At 62.6% G+C, this 20,697-nt stretch carries 23 protein-coding genes; 10 read left to right on the top strand and 13 right to left on the bottom strand.

What is annotated here, in order from left to right:
* Nucleotides 1-61: 61 nt before the first annotated feature.
* Nucleotides 62-967 (bottom strand): LysR family transcriptional regulator, encoded by a 906-nt coding sequence (locus tag M1E04_RS02765; protein WP_192133474.1) that lies wholly within the window; start codon nucleotides 965-967, stop codon nucleotides 62-64.
* A 116-nt stretch (nucleotides 968-1,083) separates the two neighbouring features.
* Between M1E04_RS02765 and M1E04_RS02760 the strand changes: the two genes are divergently transcribed.
* The 6 genes from M1E04_RS02760 to M1E04_RS02735 all read left to right on the top strand — a co-directional run bounded on the left by M1E04_RS02760 (nucleotide 1,084) and on the right by M1E04_RS02735 (nucleotide 8,739).
* The gene (locus tag M1E04_RS02760) at nucleotides 1,084-2,091 is read left to right on the top strand and encodes a zinc-binding alcohol dehydrogenase family protein (protein ID WP_456292349.1); all 1,008 of its coding nucleotides are present in this window, start codon (nucleotides 1,084-1,086) and stop codon (nucleotides 2,089-2,091) included.
* Nucleotides 2,092-2,145: 54 nt separating this feature from the next.
* A complete protein-coding gene (locus tag M1E04_RS02755) occupies nucleotides 2,146-3,330 on the top strand; it encodes an L-dopachrome tautomerase-related protein (protein WP_456292348.1) in 1,185 nt (394 codons plus the stop codon).
* 284 nt (nucleotides 3,331-3,614) lie between these two features.
* Nucleotides 3,615-3,857 carry an exodeoxyribonuclease VII small subunit gene (locus M1E04_RS02750; RefSeq protein WP_062384761.1) on the top strand — a complete coding sequence of 81 codons (243 nt, stop codon included), beginning with the start codon at nucleotides 3,615-3,617 and terminating at the stop codon, nucleotides 3,855-3,857.
* Nucleotides 3,854-4,741 (top strand): (2E,6E)-farnesyl diphosphate synthase, encoded by an 888-nt coding sequence (gene ispA / locus M1E04_RS02745; RefSeq protein WP_065988422.1) that lies wholly within the window; start codon nucleotides 3,854-3,856, stop codon nucleotides 4,739-4,741. The genes M1E04_RS02750 and ispA overlap by 4 nt, the downstream gene beginning before the upstream one ends.
* A 158-nt stretch (nucleotides 4,742-4,899) precedes the next feature.
* A complete protein-coding gene (gene dxs, locus M1E04_RS02740; protein ID WP_456292347.1) occupies nucleotides 4,900-6,789 on the top strand; it encodes a 1-deoxy-D-xylulose-5-phosphate synthase in 1,890 nt (629 codons plus the stop codon).
* A 66-nt stretch (nucleotides 6,790-6,855) separates the two neighbouring features.
* On the top strand, nucleotides 6,856-8,739 hold the full coding sequence (locus M1E04_RS02735; protein ID WP_456292346.1) for a TonB-dependent receptor domain-containing protein: 1,884 nt from the start codon (nucleotides 6,856-6,858) through the stop codon (nucleotides 8,737-8,739).
* 17 nt (nucleotides 8,740-8,756) lie between these two features.
* Here the strand turns inward: M1E04_RS02735 and M1E04_RS02730 are convergent, their stop codons facing one another.
* The 11 genes from M1E04_RS02730 to nrdR form a co-directional block, all read right to left on the bottom strand.
* Complete coding sequence (locus tag M1E04_RS02730) at nucleotides 8,757-9,554, bottom strand: cobalamin-binding protein (RefSeq protein WP_456292345.1); 798 nt, start codon at nucleotides 9,552-9,554, stop codon at nucleotides 8,757-8,759.
* Between the two features lie 46 nt (nucleotides 9,555-9,600).
* Entirely contained in the window at nucleotides 9,601-10,218 is a 618-nt protein-coding gene (gene ribA, locus M1E04_RS02725) for a GTP cyclohydrolase II (RefSeq protein ID WP_074891807.1), read from the bottom strand.
* 106 nt (nucleotides 10,219-10,324) lie between these two features.
* On the bottom strand, nucleotides 10,325-11,116 hold the full coding sequence (locus M1E04_RS02720) for a substrate-binding periplasmic protein (protein ID WP_192133464.1): 792 nt from the start codon (nucleotides 11,114-11,116) through the stop codon (nucleotides 10,325-10,327).
* Between the two features lie 11 nt (nucleotides 11,117-11,127).
* Nucleotides 11,128-11,637 (bottom strand): phosphatidylglycerophosphatase A family protein, encoded by a 510-nt coding sequence (locus tag M1E04_RS02715; RefSeq protein WP_065988427.1) that lies wholly within the window; start codon nucleotides 11,635-11,637, stop codon nucleotides 11,128-11,130.
* Entirely contained in the window at nucleotides 11,634-12,599 is a 966-nt protein-coding gene (thiL, locus tag M1E04_RS02710) for a thiamine-phosphate kinase (protein ID WP_192133462.1), read from the bottom strand. Before thiL ends, M1E04_RS02715 begins: the two co-directional genes overlap by 4 nt.
* A gap of 37 nt (nucleotides 12,600-12,636) precedes the next feature.
* A complete protein-coding gene (gene nusB / locus M1E04_RS02705) occupies nucleotides 12,637-13,137 on the bottom strand; it encodes a transcription antitermination factor NusB (RefSeq protein WP_065988429.1) in 501 nt (166 codons plus the stop codon).
* A complete protein-coding gene (ribH, locus tag M1E04_RS02700; protein WP_037017809.1) occupies nucleotides 13,134-13,610 on the bottom strand; it encodes a 6,7-dimethyl-8-ribityllumazine synthase in 477 nt (158 codons plus the stop codon). The genes nusB and ribH overlap by 4 nt, the downstream gene beginning before the upstream one ends.
* A gap of 148 nt (nucleotides 13,611-13,758) precedes the next feature.
* Nucleotides 13,759-14,850 (bottom strand): bifunctional 3,4-dihydroxy-2-butanone-4-phosphate synthase/GTP cyclohydrolase II, encoded by a 1,092-nt coding sequence (ribBA, locus tag M1E04_RS02695; protein WP_065988430.1) that lies wholly within the window; start codon nucleotides 14,848-14,850, stop codon nucleotides 13,759-13,761.
* Nucleotides 14,851-14,867: 17 nt separating this feature from the next.
* Nucleotides 14,868-15,539 carry a riboflavin synthase gene (locus M1E04_RS02690; protein ID WP_065988431.1) on the bottom strand — a complete coding sequence of 224 codons (672 nt, stop codon included), beginning with the start codon at nucleotides 15,537-15,539 and terminating at the stop codon, nucleotides 14,868-14,870.
* Between the two features lie 46 nt (nucleotides 15,540-15,585).
* The gene (ribD, locus tag M1E04_RS02685) at nucleotides 15,586-16,725 is read right to left on the bottom strand and encodes a bifunctional diaminohydroxyphosphoribosylaminopyrimidine deaminase/5-amino-6-(5-phosphoribosylamino)uracil reductase RibD (RefSeq protein ID WP_456292344.1); all 1,140 of its coding nucleotides are present in this window, start codon (nucleotides 16,723-16,725) and stop codon (nucleotides 15,586-15,588) included.
* 2 nt (nucleotides 16,726-16,727) lie between these two features.
* Nucleotides 16,728-17,192, bottom strand: coding sequence for a transcriptional regulator NrdR (gene nrdR / locus M1E04_RS02680; RefSeq protein WP_065988433.1), 465 nt, complete (start codon nucleotides 17,190-17,192; stop codon nucleotides 16,728-16,730).
* A 184-nt stretch (nucleotides 17,193-17,376) separates the two neighbouring features.
* Between nrdR and M1E04_RS02675 the strand changes: the two genes are divergently transcribed.
* The 3 genes from M1E04_RS02675 to trxA all read left to right on the top strand — a co-directional run bounded on the left by M1E04_RS02675 (nucleotide 17,377) and on the right by trxA (nucleotide 19,458).
* Nucleotides 17,377-17,829, top strand: a complete 453-nt coding sequence (locus M1E04_RS02675; protein WP_133776016.1) for a hypothetical protein — start codon at nucleotides 17,377-17,379, stop codon at nucleotides 17,827-17,829.
* A complete protein-coding gene (locus tag M1E04_RS02670) occupies nucleotides 17,826-18,482 on the top strand; it encodes a class I SAM-dependent methyltransferase (RefSeq protein ID WP_065988435.1) in 657 nt (218 codons plus the stop codon). The genes M1E04_RS02675 and M1E04_RS02670 overlap by 4 nt, the downstream gene beginning before the upstream one ends.
* 103 nt (nucleotides 18,483-18,585) lie before the next feature.
* The gene (gene trxA / locus M1E04_RS02665) at nucleotides 18,586-19,458 is read left to right on the top strand and encodes a thioredoxin (RefSeq protein WP_192133454.1); all 873 of its coding nucleotides are present in this window, start codon (nucleotides 18,586-18,588) and stop codon (nucleotides 19,456-19,458) included.
* An 88-nt stretch (nucleotides 19,459-19,546) separates the two neighbouring features.
* Here trxA and M1E04_RS02660 read toward each other — a convergent pair whose 3' ends face one another.
* The gene (locus M1E04_RS02660; protein WP_065988437.1) at nucleotides 19,547-19,900 is read right to left on the bottom strand and encodes a hypothetical protein; all 354 of its coding nucleotides are present in this window, start codon (nucleotides 19,898-19,900) and stop codon (nucleotides 19,547-19,549) included.
* Between the two features lie 182 nt (nucleotides 19,901-20,082).
* On the opposite strand from M1E04_RS02660, the gene M1E04_RS02655 reads away from it, so the two are divergent.
* The gene (locus M1E04_RS02655; protein WP_456292343.1) at nucleotides 20,083-20,661 is read left to right on the top strand and encodes a DUF2796 domain-containing protein; all 579 of its coding nucleotides are present in this window, start codon (nucleotides 20,083-20,085) and stop codon (nucleotides 20,659-20,661) included.
* Nucleotides 20,662-20,697 lie beyond the last annotated feature (36 nt).

Raw genomic sequence — 20,697 nt, 5'->3', positions numbered from 1 at the left:
CTCCTACAGGGACATCATTGTGCCGAGAGTTGCGCCATGGACGCAGAGGGTTGGACAGCACTCACAACAACGCCGGCAACCCCTTTTCCATGCCGGCAAGGCGGTTTTTCAACAGCGAATGCAGCTGTTGCACCGCCGGGGAAAACTGTTTGCGGTGCGGGCAGACCAGATTGAGCGGGGTCGGCTCGCCCGGGTAATCCGGCAGCAACAGTTCCAGCCGCCCGGCGCGCACGTCCTCGCAGACATCCAGCCACGACTTGTACGCCACGCCCTGCCCCGCCACCGCCCAGCGTCTCACCAGATCAGCGTCATCGGTGAGCAACGGGCCTGACACCGAGAACACCCGGCCACCGAGCCGCCACTTGTCATATACCCGGCCCGCCAGGGTGAACAGCAAGCACTCATGGCGCAGCAAGTCGTCGGAGACCACGGGTCGGCCCTTGCGCGCCAGATACTCGGGCGATGCCACCAGCACTCGGCGATTCCACGGCGCCAGCGCCAACGCGATGTAGTTAGCGTCTTCGATCACGCCGTAGCGAATCGCAACGTCCACCGGATCGCGAAACAGATCGGCCACTTGATCGGAGATAAACAGGCGCAGATTCAGCGCGGGGTGCTGACTGCGAAAATCCGTCAGCCAGGGCAGCAGCATGTTTCGCCCCAGATCCGAAGGCGCCGCCACTTGCAGCGTACCTTGCAGCTGAGCGCTTTCCCGCTGCAGCTTTTCCCGGCCATCCCGTAAGGCATCGAGCACCGTCTGGGCGGTCGGCAGGTACTGCTCGCCTTCAGCGGTGAGGCGCAGGCTGCGCGTCGAACGGGCAAACAGGCGGATATCCAGCTCCCGTTCGAGGCGCTTGATGGCCGCCGCGACTTGCCCCGGCAACAGATCCACCTCCCGCGCAGCATTGGAAAAGCTACCCAGCGCGGCGGTGCGGACGAAGAGGGTCAGGTCGTCGATGCGGATCATTTTCACTCCAGCCGTGAAAGTGTTGCCGGATTCTGCGGGTTTTTCTGCCCAACGAACAAGAACAAGATGGGTCCAACGTTTCAGCCACCTTTTGTCCACTGACTAGAGAGATCGCCATGAAAGCCATCGCCTTCACCCAGCACGGTCTGCCCATTGAAGACCCCAACGCGCTGCTGGACATGGACCTGCCCAAGCCAACGCCCGGCCCTCGGGATTTGCTGGTCGAAGTCAAAGCAATTTCGGTCAACCCGGTCGACACCAAAATCCGCGCCGGCTCTGCCGCCACCGAACCCAAAGTGGTCGGCTGGGACGCCGTCGGCGTCGTTCGTGAAACGGGGGGCGACGTCACGCTGTTCAAAGCCGGGGACGAAGTGTTCTACGCCGGCTCCATCGCCCGTCCGGGCAGCTACAGCGAATTCCACCTCGTCGACGAGCGCATCGTCGGGCACAAACCCAAGAGCCTCGACAACGCCCACGCCGCCGCGCTGCCGCTGACCTCGATCACCGCCTGGGAATTGCTCTTTGACCGTCTGGGCGTTAAAGAAGGCGGCGGCGAAGGTGACAGCCTGTTGATCATCGGTGCCGGTGGCGGCGTCGGGTCGATTCTGGTGCAACTGGCCCGCCAACTGACCAAACTGACCGTGATCGGTACAGCGTCCCGTCCGGAAACCCGCGAATGGGTCGAAAGCCTGGGCGCCCACCACGTCATCGATCACAGCCAGCCGCTGGTCGAGCAACTGAATCAGATCGGCGTCGGTCAGGTGAGCCATGTCGCCAGCCTGACCCACACTGATTCGTACTTCACGCAGCTGATTGAGGCCCTGAAACCGCAAGGCCAGTTAGCGCTGATCGATGACCCGAAATCCCTCGACGTCGTCCCGATGAAACGCAAGGCCCTGTCGCTGCACTGGGAACTGATGTTCACCCGCTCGCTCTACGAAACCCCGGACATGATCGCTCAGCATGAGCTGCTCAATCGCGTCGCCGACCTGATTGACCAGGGCGTGCTGAAGACCACCCTCGGTGAGCACTTCGGCGCGATCAACGCCGAAAACCTGCGCCGCGCCCACGCCGTGATCGAGAGCGGCAAGGCCAAGGGCAAGATCGTTCTCGAAGGTTTCTAACCCTGTCCATTTTTTGAAGGGCCTGCTGCGGCAGGCCGGGAGCCGTTTGTGTCCATGAAGCAGAACATGATGTTGTCAGCGCTGGCCCTGTCAGTCGCTTTGATCAGCCAGACCAGCATTGCAGCCACGACCGCCACCGCACTACCCGCCAATGCACCGGCGGAGAAAACCATCGGTCAGCTTGAGCAGATGTTCACCTTTCACGACGCCATGCCCACCGGCGTGACCGTGACGGAAACCGGGCGCATCTTCGTCAACTACCCGCATTGGGGCGACGACGTGCCGTTTACCGTGGGCGAAATCCGTGACGGCAAGGTCGTCGCCTACCCCGATGCAGCCATCAACAAAGAAGACCCAAAAGACCCGGCCAAAGGGCTGATCAGCGTGCAGAGCGTGGTCGCTGACGGTCAGGGCCGCGTCTGGCTGCTGGACACCGCCGCCCCGAATTTCGCCGCGCCAAAAGCCGGCGGCGCCAAGCTGGTGGCGGTTGATCTGGCCAGTAACAAGGTGGTCAAAACCCTGGTCTTCCCGGCCAACGTCATCCTGCCGAGCACCTACGTCAACGACATGCGTTTTGATTTCCGCGCTGGCAAGGAAGGCACGGTTTACGTGACAGATTCGTCGGTCTCCGGGCCTGGCGCGATCATCGTCATGGACATCGCCAGCGGCAAGGCGACCCGTCGTTTGAGCGGCGGTAAATCCACTTCGGACGACCCTGACTTCAAGCCGGTGGTCGAAGGCCAGGCCGCCCTGGTCACCAAAGGTCCGGATGGCAAGCCGAAAACCATGGCCGTTGCGTCTGATGGCATCGCGCTGTCCCCTGACGGCAAAACGCTGTATTTCAGCGCGCTTTCCAGCCGCCACCTGTATGCGGTGCCCACCACCATGCTGCGTGATGCCAACGTCAGCGAGGCTCAACTGAACGCAGCGGTCAAAGACCTCGGCGAAAAAGGCGCGTCCGACGGCCTGGAAGCAGACGCCAACGGCGCGGTCTACGCCGGCGACTACGAGCACAACGGCATCCGCAAACGTCTGGCGGACGGCAGCTGGCAGACCATCGTTCACGACCCTCGGGTGCTGTGGCCGGACACGTTGTCGGTGGGGCCGGACGGGTATCTGTATTTCACCGCCAACCAGCTGCAGCGCCAGGCCGGTTTCCACGATGGCAAGGACCTGCGCGAAAAGCCCTACAGCCTGCTTCGGGTGAAGATCGACGCCGCGCCTGCGCCGACGCGTTGATCGTGCAGGCATAGTCAGTCGCGCGAAAGCGCAGATCCTGTAGGAGTGAGCTTGCTCGCGAAGACGGTATTTCAGCCGCTGAAGATTGAGCCAATGTGCGGCCCCCTTCGCGAGCAAGCTCGACTCCCACACGTCCATCATCTGCGGCCAACATCCGCGAGGCTGATGCAATTCTTGTGGGAGTGATGCACTGCAAGCCGTCACCTGCGTACCCCTTCTCATTTGCCCCGATGCGTGCGCTCTGCTAGTGTCGCGCCGGTTTAACGTCTACCGGGATAGCCGCCATGGCCCGCAAGAAAGCTGCACTGGATTTCGAACAGTCCCTCACGGATTTGCAAACGCTCGTCGAGCGTCTGGAGAACGGTGAGCTGTCGCTGGAAGACTCACTGACCGCCTTCGAACAAGGCATCCGCCTGACCCGCGAGTGCCAGAGCGCACTGGCCCAGGCCGAGCAGAAGGTGCAGGTCTTGCTGGAGCGCGACGGCGAACTGGCCGAAGAGCCGTTCGACGCGGAACAGCCGGAATGATCGCGGCGTATCAGGCACTCAGCCAGGCTCGCGTAAATGCGGCGCTGGAGACGCTGTTCGATGCGCCCGCCCCTGAATTGACCCGCCTTTACGCCGCCATGCGCTACAGCGTCACCAATGGCGGCAAGCGCGTGCGCCCGCTGCTGGTCTACGCCGCCTGCGAAGCCTTGGGCGGCAACGCCGAGCACGCCAACGGCGCAGCCTGCGCCGTCGAATTGATCCACGCGTATTCGCTGGTGCACGACGACCTGCCGGCCATGGACGACGACGATTTGCGTCGCGGCCTGCCCACGACCCACAAAGCCTTCGACGAAGCCTGCGCGATTCTCGCCGGCGACGGTCTGCAGACCCTGGCCTTCAGCGTACTGAGCGATAACGCACTGACCCCACAGAACGCCGAGACCCGGCTGAAAATGGTCGCCACCCTCGCCCGTGCATCCGGCCCTGCCGGCATGGTCGGCGGACAGGCCATTGATCTCGGCTCGGTCGGACTCAAGCTCGACCAGACGGCGCTGGAATTCATGCACCGGCACAAGACCGGCGCGCTGATCGAAGCCAGCGTCAGGCTCGGCGCCCTGGCCAGCGGCAACGCAACCCAGGTCCAGCTCGATTCGCTGCAGATTTACGCTCGCGCCATCGGCCTGGCCTTTCAGGTGCAGGACGACATTCTCGACGTCGAGAGCGATACCGCCACGCTGGGCAAACGCCAGGGCGCCGATATCGCCCGGGACAAGCCGACCTACCCCGCGCTGCTGGGCCTGGAAGAAGCCAAACATTACGCACTTGAGTTGCGCGACCAGGCCCTCGTGGCCCTGCGACCGTACGACGCATCGGCCGAACCCTTGCGAGCCTTGGCGCGTTATATCGTCGAACGCCGCAACTGAGCGCAGGTCATAAAACTTACCGGGTGTCGGCAGCCTTGCTGCCGCTGCCTGATTTCGCCGGCAATCGTTGCCCCTGAACATCCCGTTGCTGCACATCGTGCGCAGCCGGCAATGCATCAGGTAAACTGCCGCCTCTTTTACTTATAACGATTCGCCTGATGCCCACGACGTTCAAAGAGATTCCCCGCGAGCGCCCGTCCACGCCCCTGCTCGACAAGGCAGTGACGCCGGACGGCCTGCGCCGCTTAGGTGAAGCAGAGCTTGAAGCCCTGGCTGACGAACTGCGCCTGGAGCTGCTCTACACCGTCGGCCAGACCGGCGGCCATTTCGGCGCCGGCCTCGGCGTCATCGAACTGACCGTGGCCTTGCACTACGTCTTCGATACCCCCGACGACCGGCTGGTCTGGGACGTCGGTCACCAAGCGTACCCGCACAAAATCCTCACGGGTCGTCGCGAACACATGTCGATCCTGCGCCAGAAAGGCGGAGTGGCGGCATTCCCGCGTCGCAGCGAGAGTGAATACGACACCTTCGGCGTCGGTCACTCCAGCACCTCCATCAGCGCCGCGCTGGGCATGGCGATCGCCTCCCGGCTGCAAGGCAGTGAGCGCAAGTCCATTGCCGTGATCGGCGACGGCGCACTGACCGCCGGCATGGCCTTCGAAGCGCTGAACCACGCCCCCGAAGTCAGCGCCGACATGCTGGTGATCCTCAACGACAACGACATGTCGATCTCGCGCAACGTTGGCGGGCTGTCGAATTATCTGGCGAAAATCCTCTCAAGCCGCACTTACACGAGCATGCGCGAAGGCAGCAAGAAAGTACTGTCGCGTCTGCCCGGCGCGTGGGAAATCGCCCGTCGTACCGAGGAATATGCCAAAGGCATGCTGGTCCCCGGCACGTTGTTCGAAGAGCTCGGCTGGAACTACATCGGTCCGATCGACGGACACGACTTGCCTATCCTGATCGCCACCCTGCGCAACATGCGTGACCTCAAGGGTCCGCAGTTCCTGCACGTGGTCACCAAGAAAGGCAAAGGCTTCGCGCCGGCCGAGGTCGATCCGATCGGCTATCACGCGATCACCAAGCTTGACCCGCTGAACGCACCTGTCGTCCCTAAAAAAGCCGGCGGCCCCAAGTATTCCGGCGTGTTCGGCCAGTGGCTGTGCGACATGGCCGAAGCGGATGAGCGTCTGGTCGGTATCACGCCGGCCATGAAAGAAGGTTCGGATCTGGTCGCGTTCAGCGAACGTTTCCCGGAGCGCTATTTCGACGTCGCCATCGCCGAGCAGCACGCGGTGACGCTGGCAGCGGGCATGGCCTGCGAAGGCGCCAAGCCGGTAGTGGCGATTTACTCTACGTTCCTGCAGCGCGGTTACGACCAGCTGATTCATGACGTCGCCGTGCAGAATCTGGACGTGCTGTTCGCCATCGACCGCGCGGGGCTGGTGGGCGAAGACGGCCCAACCCACGCCGGCAGTTTCGATCTGTCGTACCTGCGCTGCATCCCCGGCATGCTGGTCATGACGCCGAGCGATGAAAACGAGCTGCGCAAGATGCTCACCACCGGCCATCTGTTCAAAGGCCCCGCAGCCGTGCGTTACCCGCGCGGCAACGGTCCCGATGCCGTGATCGAGAGCCGTCTCGAACCGCTGGAAATCGGCAAGGGTGTGGTTCGCCGTCAAGGCAGCAAAGTCGCCATGCTGGTGTTCGGCGTGCAGTTGACCGAAGCGCTAATCGTGGCGGAGAAGCTTGATGCGACCGTGGTCGACATGCGCTTCGTCAAACCGCTGGACGAGTCACTGGTGCGCGAAATGGCCGGCAGCCACGACCTGCTCGTGACGATCGAAGAAAACGCCATCATGGGTGGCGCGGGCGCGGCGGTCAGCGAGTTCCTGGCGCGGGAGAACATTCTCAAGTCGGTCCTGCACCTGGGCCTGCCGGATGTGTACGTCGAGCACGCCAAACCAGCGCAGATGCTGGCTGAGTGCGGGCTGGATGTCGCTGGCATCGAAGCGTCGATCAACCAGCGCCTGTTGAAGATGTAGCCTCTCGCAAGCGTGACCGAGGTGCAGTCCACCCCGGTCATGCCTGCAAGTTATGCGATCAATCAAATGACCCTTTCCCGTCTTGCCCTCGCCTTCTCCCTGATCCCCGCCACGCAGGTCTTTGCCGATCAGCCTGATCGCGAACGCGCCCTGAAGCTGGACAGTGTGCTGATCAGCAGCAATCGTCAGGTCGAACAGCGGGACGCCAGCAGTGCGGCGAACACCGTGTTCACTCGCGCTGACATCGAGCGGCTGCAACCGAGTAGCGTCACTGACCTGCTGAGTCGTGTCCCCGGTGTGCAAGTGGCGCCCAGCGGCGGCCGGGGCAGTTTGCCGGGGATTTTCATTCGCGGGACCAAGGCTGCGCAGAGTCTGGTGTTGGTCGATGGCCAGCGCATTGCCAATGCCACGTCGGCGGACAGTAACCTGCAATACCTCGACGTCGAGCAGATCGAGCGCGTGGAAGTGCTGCGCGGTTCACGTTCGGTCATCTACGGCGCGGACGCCATTGGCGGGGTGATTCAGATATTCACCCGACGAGGCGCCGAGCAAGGGCTGCAAGCTCGGCTGCATACGGGTTTCGGCAATCGCGGCACGCAGCAGCAGAGCCTCGGTCTGTCGGGTGGCGACCAGCAAACGCATTTCAACCTCAGTACCAGTTTGGATGAAACGGCAGGCATCAACCGTACCGGCCCGTCCTTCGCCAGCGATGACGACCACGACGCCTACCGCAATAAATTCCTGAGCCTGAGCCTCAGCCACTGGCTCAACGACGACGTGGAAGTGGGTCTCAACGCGCTGGATAACCGGGGCAAGACCGAGTTCGACAACCCGTTCGGTCTGTTCGACCCGGTCACGTTCGACACCGTGGGTCAGCAGCAATACAGCAAGTTTGAGCTGAGCAGCCTCGGCACTTACGTCGACGCCCGCATCAACCAGACCTGGAAAACCCGTCTGGAACTGGGCCATAGCGAGAACCGCGAGAAGACGCTGGACAAGCTGAGCGACGATCACTACGTGTTCAACACCTACCGCGACTCGGTCAATTGGCAGAACGACCTGACGCTGGACGAGCGCAATAGCCTGACGCTGGGGGGCGACTGGTACGAGGACCGTGTCAACAGCAGCACGGCGTTCGAGGAGGACAGCCGCTGGAACCGAGCGGTGTTCGTTCAGCACCGTTTCAAAAGCGAGCATTTCTCCACCGAGCTGGGCCTGCGCCATGATCAGAATGAGCAGTTCGGCAGCCAGAACACCTGGAGCGGCACGGTCACCGTTCCGCTCAATGACGCCAACGACGTGCTGCTTTCCTACAGCGAAGGCTTCCGCGCGCCGACATTCAATGACCTGTATTACCCGGATTTCAGCAACGCGGATCTCAAGCCCGAGCACTCCAAAAGCTACGAGCTGCAATGGCGCAGTCGTCTGAGCGAAACCGCCCGTCTTGAGGCTTCGCTCTATCGCACCGACCTGCAGGACGCAATCGCCCTCGACAGCGACTTTCGCCCCCAGAACATCGGCTCGGCACGGATCAATGGTTTCGAAGGGTCCCTTGAGCAGCAACTGTTCGGCTGGACCGGCAAGCTTGGGGCGTCGGTCATCGACCCGCGTGACCGAGACACTGGGCACACGCTCAACCGTCGCGCTCGCCGCACCCTGAATCTCGATATTGATCGGCAGTTTGATGGGCTCGGCGTCGGCGCCAGCTGGCAGGCCGTCAGTGACAGCTACAACGACGAGGCCAACACCCAGCATGTCGGAGGTTATTCGTTGTTCGGTTTGCGCAGCAGTTGGAAGGCCAGCGACGACGTGAAGCTGGAGTTCAAGCTGGATAACGCCTTGGACAAACGTTACAGCCGCACGCTGTACAGCTTCGATGGCAGCAATTACGGCTATCGCGAAGAGGGCCGGACGTGGATGTTTGGCGTGACCTGGACGCCGACGCTGTAAATGTATAGCCGCCTGATTTAGCGATCTGGCGCGATCACGCTGCACACTTTCGCCACCGCGCCCACCATTTGCCCGCTGGCTCGTTCGAGGCCTTTGTCGGGCACGGCAAGCAGGCGGCCGGCTTTCACCGCCTTCAACTGCGACCAAGTCTTCCATCCTGGCAACAACACGGCATCACTGGCCAGAATCAGGTCCGGGTCGCGCTGCAGCACTGACTCGAGACTGACCTGAGGCGCAGGCAGTTTGAGGTCGTCAAAGACGTTGCGTGCGCCGCACACGGTCAGTGCATCGCTGATGATCTGCCCGCCGCCTACGGTATAAAGCGGCTGGTCCCACACTTGGTAAAAGACTTTCAACGGGACATCGCGTCGATACCGCTCACGCAACGCGGCCAATCGCTGACGGACATCCTTCGCTGCCTGTCGTCCACGGTCAGGGCGGCCAAGGCGCTCGCCCATCTCCTCGATCTGATCAGCCAGCTCGTTCAGCGTATGGGGCTCGGCGGTGTAGGTGGGAATGCTCAGCCGTTTCAGTTGGTCACGCTGAACCGCGCTGACGCTGCCAGGCCACAGCAGCAAAAGATCCGGCTGCAGAGTGAGCAAACCCTCGATGTCGAGCTGCCCGTATCGGCCCACCGAAGGCAGGCCCGCGACCTTCTCCGGGCGCGGGCCGCCATCGAGCACGCCGACCAACAGATCGGCGGCATCCAGTTCGATAACGATTTCGGTAAGAGAGGGGGCGAGGCTGACGACCCGCTGTGCAGCTCCGGCCTGAAAAGCGATCAGCAACAGCAGGCAGGCAATCAGTGGGCGCATCAAGCGCGTCGAACCCGCGCAAGACCACGGCGCGGGCGGCCAGCTGTCACGCCGGATCGACTTCGCTCTGATGCTCGTTGCCCATCATGTGGCCGAGCTTGCCGGCCTTGGTCGCCAGATAGAGCTTGTTGTGCGGGTTGTGGCCGGTGTGCAGCGGCACGCGCTCGGCGACGGTGATGCCCATGTCGGTCAGCGCTTTGACCTTGCGCGGATTATTGGTCATCAAACGCAGAGACTTGATGCCCAGGTGCTCAAGCATCGGCAGGCAAATGCCGTAATCGCGCTGGTCAGCGGCGAAGCCCAGGCGCTCGTTGGCTTCAACGGTGTCGGCACCGCCGTCCTGCAATTCATACGCGCGGATCTTGTTCATCAAACCAATGCCGCGGCCTTCCTGGCGCAGGTACAACAGCACGCCACGGCCTTCGGCGGCGATGGCGCGCAACGCCGCTTCAAGCTGGGAACCGCAATCGCAGCGCTGACTGAATAGCGCATCACCCGTCAGGCATTCGGAATGCACACGCCCAAGCACCGGGGCGCCATCGGATACATCGCCCAAGGTCAGCACGACATGCTCGCGACCGTTTTCCTGCTCGAGAAAGCCATTCATCTTGAAAGTGGCAAAGGGGGTAGGCAGCTTGGAAGCCGCGACAAATACGACGGGCACCGGGTGCTCCTGATCAGTATGAGGGCTGGAAATTCGCAACATTGTAACAGCAGGTTCCGACAGACGCTTAGGCTGAATTGTGAGCCAATCAGATCAACTCGTTTGATCAGTGGCTCTCGCCAGCGCGGGACTGAGCATCGCCTGAATCGAATGGATACGCATGCTTCCAGCGCGCGAAGATCGGCCGCAGCTTGCCGCTGCGCACCAGATCGCTCATCCGCACGTCAAACAGATCCCGCAGCGCATGCCCTCGGGGAGTATCCGCGAAGCCGAGATACAGAGGAATCGCAGTGAGGTAGGTCAGTCGATAGCGCTGCGGGTCGCTGGTCTGCGCGAGGATGAAGTCCATCTCCGGCTTGGCATCGATGTACAGATCCGCGCGCCCATATTCAAGCATCGGCACAATGTGGTCACGCCGGGCGACTTCGTTGAAGTGCATCACGTTGGGCAGGTAGTGCTGATACTCGTAGCCACGGACCCAGGCCAGACGATATTTGCCCAGCGTCTGTAGCGAAGGGGGCGGCTTCGACGCCAGACCCAGTGTGTAGATTTCGTCTGTGTCGTAGTGCCACTTTGAATAAAGCGCGCCCTCGACCTCACCCTTGTAGGCGGCAATCCAGGCATCGGCCTCGCCGCGCTGCACCAGCCCGACCGCGCGGGTGTAGGGCTCGATGCGCTGCTCGACCTTGACGCCAGCCGGCTCGAAGATCTCCCGCATCAGTTCCCAACCCAGCCCCGTGCCGTCGGTTTCGGTGTAGCGAATCCAGTGCTCGCTCACCAGCAGGATGTCGGAGGGTTTGTCAGACATCGGTGCAATGGTTGCAGCGCCGGCAGTCGCCCACACACTCGTCATCATCAACGCCAGACTCAGCAGCCATACCCCGCCTGAACGCCTCATGAGCGCAGCCCCTACATCACGGCCCACAACCAGACCAGCCCTTGCATCGCCAGCCATGCGAACACACCGGCCAGCACATCATCGAGCATGATGCCGACGCCCCCGTGCACGTGCTTGTCGATCCAGTGGATGGGCCAGGGCTTGAGGATGTCGAAAAAGCGGAACACCAGGAAACCCACCAGCAGCCAGACCCAGCCTTCGGGCACCAGCCACAGGGTGATCCACATGCCGACCATCTCGTCCCAGACGATGCCTTCGTGGTCGTGGACGCGCAGGTCATCGGCCACCTTGCCGCACAGCCAGAAGCCGAACAGCATGGTCAGGCCGAGCATCAGCCAATAGCCCCAGTCCGGCAGCATTTGCCACAACGGGATGAACGGCACGGCGACCATCGAGCCCCAGGTGCCGGGCGCTTTGGGCAGTGTGCCTGAGCCGAAACCGAAGGCCAGGAAATGCCACGGATTGGTCCATACCGACGGGGGAACGTTTTCCGCCGGGACCTGATTAGGATGATCTGTCACCGTGTCTCCTGAAAATGTTGATAGCCCCGAGTCAACGGGGTGACGTCCTGCCCAAGTGGGTCAATCAGCGCCACGCCGCGACCTTCGACCACTCGACCCAGAACGAAAACAGGCAAGCCGGCAGCCTGCAGTTCAGCCAGCCATGATGGCGGCAACGTGAAAGCCAGTCTGTAGTCATCGCCCCCACTGAGCGCGGCATTCAACGCAGCGTCAGGCCCGAAAAACGTCAGCAGCGCGTCAGACATCGGCACTTTCTCGCGCTCCACCAGCAAACGCACGCCCGATGCCGCTGCGATGTGTCCACAGTCGGCGAGCAGTCCGTCGGAGATGTCCAGCGCCGCGCTGGCCCTGCCGCGTAACGCAATGCCCAACTCGAACTGCGGCTGCGGCGACCAGTAATGCGCCAGCAAGGCCTGAGTGGTAGACGCCTCGGTGCTGCGCTGGTTCAACACCAACGGCAGCGCCCCGGCCGCGTCGCCCAGCGGACCGCCCACGCACAACAAATCGCCAGGCCGCGCGCCGCTTCGGGTCAAGGCCTGCCCGGTCGGGACTGTGCCGAAGACAGTAAGGGTCAGGCTCAAGGGACCGCGCGTGGTGTCGCCGCCGATCAGGCGCAGGCCGCAGCTCTGGGCAATGGTATTCAAACCACGGGCGAACGCTTCCAGCCAGTCGGCGGAAACCTGCGGCAGGGTCAGGGCAAGGGTGAATGCAAGGGGACTGGCGCCCATGGCGGCCAGGTCGCTGGCCGACACGCCGAGTGCGCGCTGGCCAAGCAAGAAAGGATCGCAGGCGTCGGGGAAATGCACCCCGGCGACCAGCGTGTCAGTGGAGATGGCGAGTTGCTCGCCAGCGGCCACCGACAACAGGGCGCAGTCGTCGCCGATCCCCAAGGCAACGCCTTCGCCGGGCTGCGCGCAGGGCGCAGCGGCAAAGTAATTGCGGATCAGCTCGAACTCGCCCATGGCGGAGACGCTCAGGTTCTGGAGAAACCCAGAAGCCTCAGCGCTTGTGCGCCTTCACTTCGACTTCGCGCAGACGCGGAGCCAGCTTGTCGAGCACGCCGTTGACGAACTTGTGGCCGTCGGTCGAACCGTAGACTTTCGCCAGCTCGATGCCTTCGTTGATGACCACACGGTACGGCACGTCGATGCGCTCCAGCAGCTCCCAGGTCGACAGACGCAGGACAGCGAGTTCAACGGGGTCCAGCTCTTCGATGGTCAGGTCCAGACAAGGCGCCAGCGCCGCGTCGATCTTGTCCTGATTGGCCGGGACACCGTGCAGGATGTCGTGGAAATAGCTCGCATCGACGGAGGTGAAGTCGTTGTCGACGCGGAATTGGGCTTCGATTTCGTTCAACGACTGACCAGCCATGTGGCGCTGGTAGAGGGCTTGCATCGCCATCTGGCGAGCTGCGCGGCGCTTTTCGCTTTTGGAGGGCTTGCCGGCGTCTGCCGCACGTGGATCACGCGGGTTGAACTGATCGCTTTCGTCGTTAATCACTTGGCCTCCAACTGCGCCAACAGGCTGACCATCTCAATGGCGGACAGCGCAGCTTCGGCGCCTTTGTTACCGGCCTTGGTGCCGGAACGCTCGATCGCCTGCTCGATGGAATCAACGGTCAGGACGCCGAAGGCGACCGGCACGCCAAACTCCATGGACACTTGGGACAGGCCCTTGGTGCATTCGCCAGCAACGTATTCGAAGTGCGGGGTGCCGCCACGAATGACGGCGCCGAGCGCGATGATGGCAGCAAATTCGCTGCGTTGAGCGACCTTCTGCACCACCAGCGGGATTTCGAACGCGCCCGGTGCGCGGATGATGGTGATGTCGCTTTCGCTCACGCCATGGCGAACCAGGGCATCAACGGCACCGCTGACGAGGCTTTCGACGACGAAGCTGTTGAAGCGGCCAACCACCAGGGCATAGCGACCTTGGGGGGCGATGAAGGTACCTTCGATGGTCTTCAGGGTCATTCGGCTGAGTCTCGTGTTCTCGTATTAAAGAGCATGAAAGCGCGCATAGGGCGCGCGCTTTCAGGGATTTTAGGCCACGAATCGGGCGACTGCCGGGACAAAAACCACCAACGGCTGAATGCTGTCGGGGCCTGTCACCTGCCGGCCTTTATTCGGAGGGCACGTATTCTACAACTTCCAGATCGAAACCGGATATCGCATTGAACTTCATTGGTGAACTCATCAGGCGCATTTTGCGCACGCCGAGGTCACGAAGGATCTGCGAACCGGCACCGACGGTGCTGTAAGTGGTCGGCGTCTTGATCGGTGTGCCGCCGGCGGTTTCACGCACATGGGCCAGAACCGTGTCGCCATCGAGCGGGTGACCGAGCAGCAGCACCACGCCGCTGCCAGCCTCGGCCACAGTCTTCATGGCAGCGCGCAGGCTCCAGCGGCCGGGCTGTCTGACCATCAACAGGTCGCGCAGCGGGTCCATGTTGTGCACGCGAACCAACGTGGCTTCTTCTGCGCAGATCTTGCCCAGCGTCAGCGCCAGGTGGACGTCGCCTTCAACGGAATCGCGGTAGGTCACCAGATTGAAATGGCCCAGTTCGCTGTCGAGGGGCTGTTCGGCAATCCGCTGAACGGTACGTTCGTGGATCATCCGGTAATGGATCAGGTCGGCGATGGTGCCGATCTTGATGTTGTGCTCGGCTGCGAAAGCTTCCAGCTCCGTGCGACGGGACATGGTGCCGTCGTCGTTCATGACTTCACAGATCACGCCGGTCGGCTCAAAACCGGCCATCCGCGCCAGATCACAGGCTGCTTCGGTATGGCCTGCGCGGGACAGTGTGCCGCCGGCCTGGGCCATCAACGGGAAGATGTGGCCAGGGCTGACGATGTCTTCGGCTCTGGCCTCTTTGGCCGCAGCCGCCTGAACGGTGCGCGCGCGGTCGGCGGCGGAGATCCCGGTGGTGACGCCTTCGGCGGCTTCGATGGACACGGTGAACTTGGTGCCGAAGCCCGAGCCGTTGCGCGGTGCCATCAACGGCAGTTTCAGGGTTTCGCAGCGCTCGCGGGTCATCGGCATGCAGATCAGGCCACGGGCATAACGCGCCATGAAGTTGATGTGCTCGGCCTTGACGCACTCGGAGGCCATGATCAGATCGCCTTCGTTCTCGCGGTCTTCGTCATCCATGAGGATGACCATCTTGCCTTGGCGAATGTCTTCAACCAGTTCTTCGATGCTGTTGAGCGCCACGCGGCACCCCCTTCGATTCAGGATTTGAGGTAGCCGTTGGCGGCCAGAAAGCTTTCAGAAATGTTGCCGCCCTGGGCCGGCGTCGGGTCGGCCGCTTTGTCACCGAGCAGCAAACGCTCGAGGTAACGCGCCAGCAGGTCGACTTCCAGATTGATCTTACGGCCCGCGCGGTAGTCGCCCATGATGGTTTCGGCGAGGGTGTGCGGGACGATGGTCAGCTCGAACTCGGCGCCATTGACTGCGTTAACGGTCAGGCTGGTGCCGTCGACGGTGATCGAGCCTTTGTGGGAGATGTACTTGGCCAGCTCGCGGGGGGCGCGCAGGCGGAACTGGATCGCACGGGCGTTTTCTTCCCGGGACAGCACCTCGCCGACGCCGTCGACGTGGCCGCTGACCAGATGGCCACCCAGGCGCGTGGTCGGGGTCAGGGCTTTTTCCAGATTGACCCGGCTGCCCGTTTTCAGATCGACGAACGCAGTGACGTTCAAGGTTTCGCGGCTGACGTCGGCCCAGAAGCCGTCGCCTGGCAATTCAACGGCGGTCAGGCAGACCCCGTTGACCGCGATGCTGTCGCCCAGCTTGACGTCGGAGAGGTCGAGCTTGCCGGTCTCTACGTAGACGCGGACGTCGCCGCCTTTCGGAGTGATGGCGCGGATGCTGCCGATGGATTCGATGATGCCGGTAAACATGGGTGCTCCTGGAAAACAGGGCCAGCGCTGAACGCGAAAGCCGGAATTATACGCCGGGGTGCGACGCGGGTATCGCAATGACTCGCCAGTCATTGCCGACTGCACGCATTTCAACAATCTTGAGCTCGAGCGCTTCGCTCATCTGCGCCAGCGGCAGGTCCAGCAATGGCCGCGCCGACGAGCCCATGAACTTGCCCGCCACGAAGATCTGGTATTCATCCGCCAGACCGAGCCGGGTAAACGCGCCAGCGAGCTTGGGTCCGGCCTCGACCAGCACGTCGTTGACGCCGCGGGCGGCCAGTTCGACCAACAGTTTGCGCAGATCGACGTGCCCGCCACTGCTCGGCAGCGCCAGCATGTCGTGACCTTCGTCGTGGTAACGCTCGCGGGCCGAGGCAGCCGCGCAGGTCACCACCAGCGCATTGCCCGCTTTAAAGAAAGGCGCATCGAGGGGCACCCGCAAGCGCCCGTCGATCAACACGCGCAACGGCGGTCGGGTCGCGGCCAATGCGGTGAGCTCGGCGTTCAGGCCCAACTCGTCAGGCCGCACGGTGAGTCGTGCGTTATCGGCCAGCACGGTATCCGCGCCGGTCAGCACCACACTCGACTGCGCTCGCAGGCGCTGCACAGCCGAGCGCGCTTCGGGGCCGGTGATCCACTGGCTTTCACCGCTGGCCATGGCCGTGCGTCCGTCGAGGCTCATCGCCAGCTTGACCCGCACGTAGGGCAGGCCGTGTTCCATGCGCTTGAGAAACCCTTTGTTCAGCCCCCGCGCTTCGCTTTCGAGCACGCCGCTCTGCACCGCAATACCCGCGCTAATCAGGCGCAACAGGCCACGGCCGGCCACGTCGGGATTAGGGTCTTGCATCGCGGCGACCACGCGCGCCACACCGGCGTTGACCAGCGCGTCGGCGCACGGCGGGGTGCGGCCGTGATGACTGCAGGGTTCGAGGGTGACGTAAGCGGTCGCGTCCTTTGCCTTGTCGCCCGCCTGGCGCAGGGCATGCACCTCGGCGTGGGGTTCACCGGCGCGGACGTGCCAGCCTTCGCCGACGATGGCGCCATCACGGACGATCACGCAGCCGACACGCGGGTTGGGGTGCGTCGAGTAGACGCCCTTGCGCGCCAGTTCCAGCGCCCGCGCCATATAGGCTGCGTCGAGCACGCTTTGCTCTGTGGAGGTCATGCTCACTCTTTAACCGGCTCGCGAGCCAGTCGGTCGATTTCTTCGCGGAATTCGTTGAGGTCCTGAAACCGCCGATAAACAGAAGCAAAGCGGATGTAGGCCACCTCATCGAGCTTTTGCAATTCGCCCATCACCAGCTCACCGACGATCAGCGATTTGACCTCGCGCTCGCCGGTCGCGCGCAGCTTGCTTTTGATGTGGGCCAGGGCCGCTTCCAGACGTTCGACACTGACCGGGCGCTTTTCCAGCGCGCGCTGCATGCCGGCGCGCAGCTTCTCTTCGTCGAAGGGCTGACGGCTGCCGTCCTGCTTGATCAGCCGGGGCAGAACCAGTTCAGCGGTTTCGAATGTGGTGAAGCGTTCTTCGCAGGCGACGCATTCACGGCGGCGGCGAACCTGATCGCCTTCAGCAACAAGGCGCGAGTCAATGACTTTGGTGTCGTTGGCACCGCAAAAGGGACAGTGCATGGTGGCAGGCAACAAAAAAAGGGAGGGCCATGGTAGCGCATCTCGCTGGCAAGACAAGTGCGAGGCTTTGAGGTATATAGACGCGCATTCAGTGCGGTGAAACCCGCCGCACTCAGCGATACTGCGCTATCCCGTGCGTATCCCGCCCGCATTCGCCCGCATTCTGCTTTTTCTGGAGCTGTTCATGACGCTACGTACGCTTGCTGTAATCAGCCTTGTGGGCCTGCTCGCTGCCTGCAGCACGGCCGAGGCGCCGAAACCTGCCGCCCCCGCCAAGCCTGCCCCCAACGCCATTACGCTGCCGGAAGGGCAAGGTCCGCTGCAGCCCTTCCAGCGCGAACTGAGCGGCCAGTTGCTGGGCGTGCCGGCCGGCGCAGAGGTCGAACTGGCGTTGCTGGTCATTGACGATCGCAACCGCCCGCAAAAGCTGCTGACTAGCACCAAACTGGTGGGAAACAACCAGTCGCTGCCGTTCCAGTTGCGCTTCAATCCCGAAGCCTTCCCGGTGGGCGCGCGCGTGGAGCTGCGTGGTCGCGCCAGCAAGTCGGGCCAGCTGATTCTGCATCTGCCGTCCGTGCTGATCACTCAACCCACCACTCAGGCGCTGGGTCAGTTGCAATTCGCTCCCGCGCCGTGACCGCTCCGCTTCACCTGCAAGCCGCATTGAGCGAGCTGCTGGGCGATGCGCAACTGGTGGCCGAAGCGCTACCGGGCACGGACCTGAGGTTGTGGCTGATCGACGCGAACAATATGGATCGCGCGTTCAGCCCCGAAGAAACCCGGCGCATTCTTGAAGACCCGCCCTACTGGAGTTTCTGTTGGGCCAGTGGCCTGGCGCTGGCGCGCTTTATTGCCGAGCAGCCGCAGTGGGTCGCGGGCAAGCGGGTGCTGGATTTCGGCGCAGGCTCGGGCGTCGCAGGCATTGCGGCGATGAAAGCCGGCGCCCTTGAAGTGGTTGCGTGCGATCTCGATCCGCAGGCCATCGAGGCCTGTCGGGCCAACGCCGAGCTGAACGGCGTGACGCTTGAGTATTCGGGCGACTTCTTCGCCGAGGAAGATCGCTTCGACCTGATCCTGGTGGCGGACGTGCTGTACGACCGCGCCAACCTTCCGCTGCTGGATCAGTTTCTCAGTCGGGGGAAACAAGCGTTGGTGGCTGATTCCCGGGTGCGGGATTTCCAGCATCCTCTGTATCGGCGGCTGGGCATTCTTGAGGCGCTGACGCTGCCCGATCTGGCCGAACCGTGGGAGTTTCGCAGGGTGAGTCTTTACCATGCGGTCAGGTCATGACTCGCTTAGCGCCTGCAATTTAGCGACAGGCATCAACCGCGCTTCCGACAATCCCCCCAGCCCTTTATAGTTCGCGCCATCAAGCCTTCTTTCGAGACCCGCGATGAGCCAGGACACGCCGTACATCTTCGATGCCACCACCGCCACTTTCGATCAGATGGTCATCGAGAATTCCTTTCACAAACCCGTGCTGGTGGATTTCTGGGCCGAGTGGTGTGCGCCGTGCAAGGTGCTGATGCCGCTGCTGCAGCAGATTGCCGAGAGTTATCAGGGCGAATTGCTGCTGGCCAAGGTCGACTGCGACGCTGAACAGGACATCGTGGCGCGCTTCGGCATTCGCAGCCTGCCTACTGTGGTGCTGTTCAAGGACGGCCAACCGGTGGATGGGTTCTCCGGCGCCCAGCCTGAATCGCAAATCCGCGCGCTGCTTGAGCCCCATGTGCAGATGCCGCCGCCAGCCGCCGCCGACCCGCTGAAAACCGCGCAGGCGATGTTCGCCGAGAGCCATTTCGCCGAAGCCGAAGCGGTCCTGCAGACCATCCTCGCCGAGGACAACACCAATGCTGCGGCCCTGATTCTGTACGCGCGTTGCCTGGCCGAACGCGGCGAGCTCACGGAAGCCCGCACGGTGCTGGACGCGGTGAAAGGCGATGAGCACAAAGCCGCGCTGGCCGGAGCGAAGGCGCAATTGACGTTTCTGGCCGAAGCCGCCGCGGTGCCTGACGCCGCTGAGCTGAAATCGCGCCTGGCGCAGAACCCGCAGGACGATGAAGCCGCGCACCAGTTGGCGATCCAGCAATTGTCCCGTCAGCAATACGAAGCCGCGTTGGAGGGACTGCTCAAGCTGTTCGTCCGGAACCGCAGCTACAACGAAGGCCAGCCGCACAAGACGCTGCTGCAGGTGTTCGACTTGCTGGGGAACGATCATCCGCTGGTGACTACCTATCGTCGTCGGTTGTTTGCGGCGCTTTACTAGCCTTCCCGGCTGAAGCTCGTCCTACATTGACGGGCCGAGCCAGTCCCACAGATCTACGCGGTCCTATGGGGGTCCTGCAGGCTGTGTATCACTCAACCCAGTGATACACCGGCGTGTCGCCCTGGCTTTCCACTTTCACGTTGGCGCTGTGACGCATGCGCACCATCAGGCGTTTGCCCGCAGCGGTGCTGCCCGACAGACCTTCCAGCTGACCGAGCAGATCCGGCCCGTTCAGGTGACCTGCCTTGCGCAACAGCGCCTGAGCGATATCCCAGACAGCATCGTTGCGGCTGGCGACAGGTTTGACCGGCGTATCAGTGGGCGCAGACGCTTCCCGCACCTGCGTGCCCAACTGAACACCCAGCCGAGCCCAATCGGCGTCGTCCATTTCCACAGTCAGATCCACCGGCAGATCGCCGACGGTTCCACGGATTCGCAGCATGGGGTGTGTCCTCTGATAGGGCGGACCGGCATGGTCCCACAGGAATTGGCGACCTGCACGTGATCCCTGAACCCTCCGCGACGCACCTCCATAAGCGCTGCCTGAAAAAGTTAAGAAACGGCGCCACACATTGTTATAAGATTACATAACACATTTCAGACTCGCTTCCGGAGCTTTCCCCCATGCGTCGTTTGCTACTCGCCCTGCCCTTCGCCCTGCTGCCCCTCGCCGTCGCCTTCGCGGCCGATGAACATGACCACGATCATGAGCACGGCAGTCTCGGCGCGCACGTCCACGGTGTCGCGCGGCTGGATATGGCGCTGGACGGCCGCACGCTGGAACTGGAATTCGACACCCCGGCCATGAATATCGTCGGCTTTGAGCACCCGGCAACCACCGACGCAGACAAAATGACCCTGGCCCTGGCCAAGGAAACCCTGCTCAAGCCCCACGCGCTGTTCAGTCTTCCGGAAGCGGCCGGCTGCACCGCCACCAGACAACGGGTGGAAAGCACGCTGTTCGGCGACAAGGATGACGACGATCACGACCACGCCGATGGCGACGCCGCCGAACACGAGCACAGCGAAATTCATGGCCACTATCAATTCACCTGCAGCGCGCCAAATGTGTTCAACAAGCTCGATCTGACCCAACTGTTCAAAAGCTTCCCGGCCACTCAGACCATTCAGGTGCAGTTGGTGACACCGAAACGCCAAATGGGCGCCGAAGTGCGTCCGAGCAATCCGGCGATCAAGTTTTAACCAACGCCGCTCCATCAGCGACCGGGCTTCCCGGTC

The sequence above is a fragment of the Pseudomonas sp. AK106 genome (genome assembly GCF_053903055.1).
The sequence above is the reverse complement of the archived record's forward strand: the minus strand, read 5'-3'. Positions and strand labels throughout refer to the sequence as shown.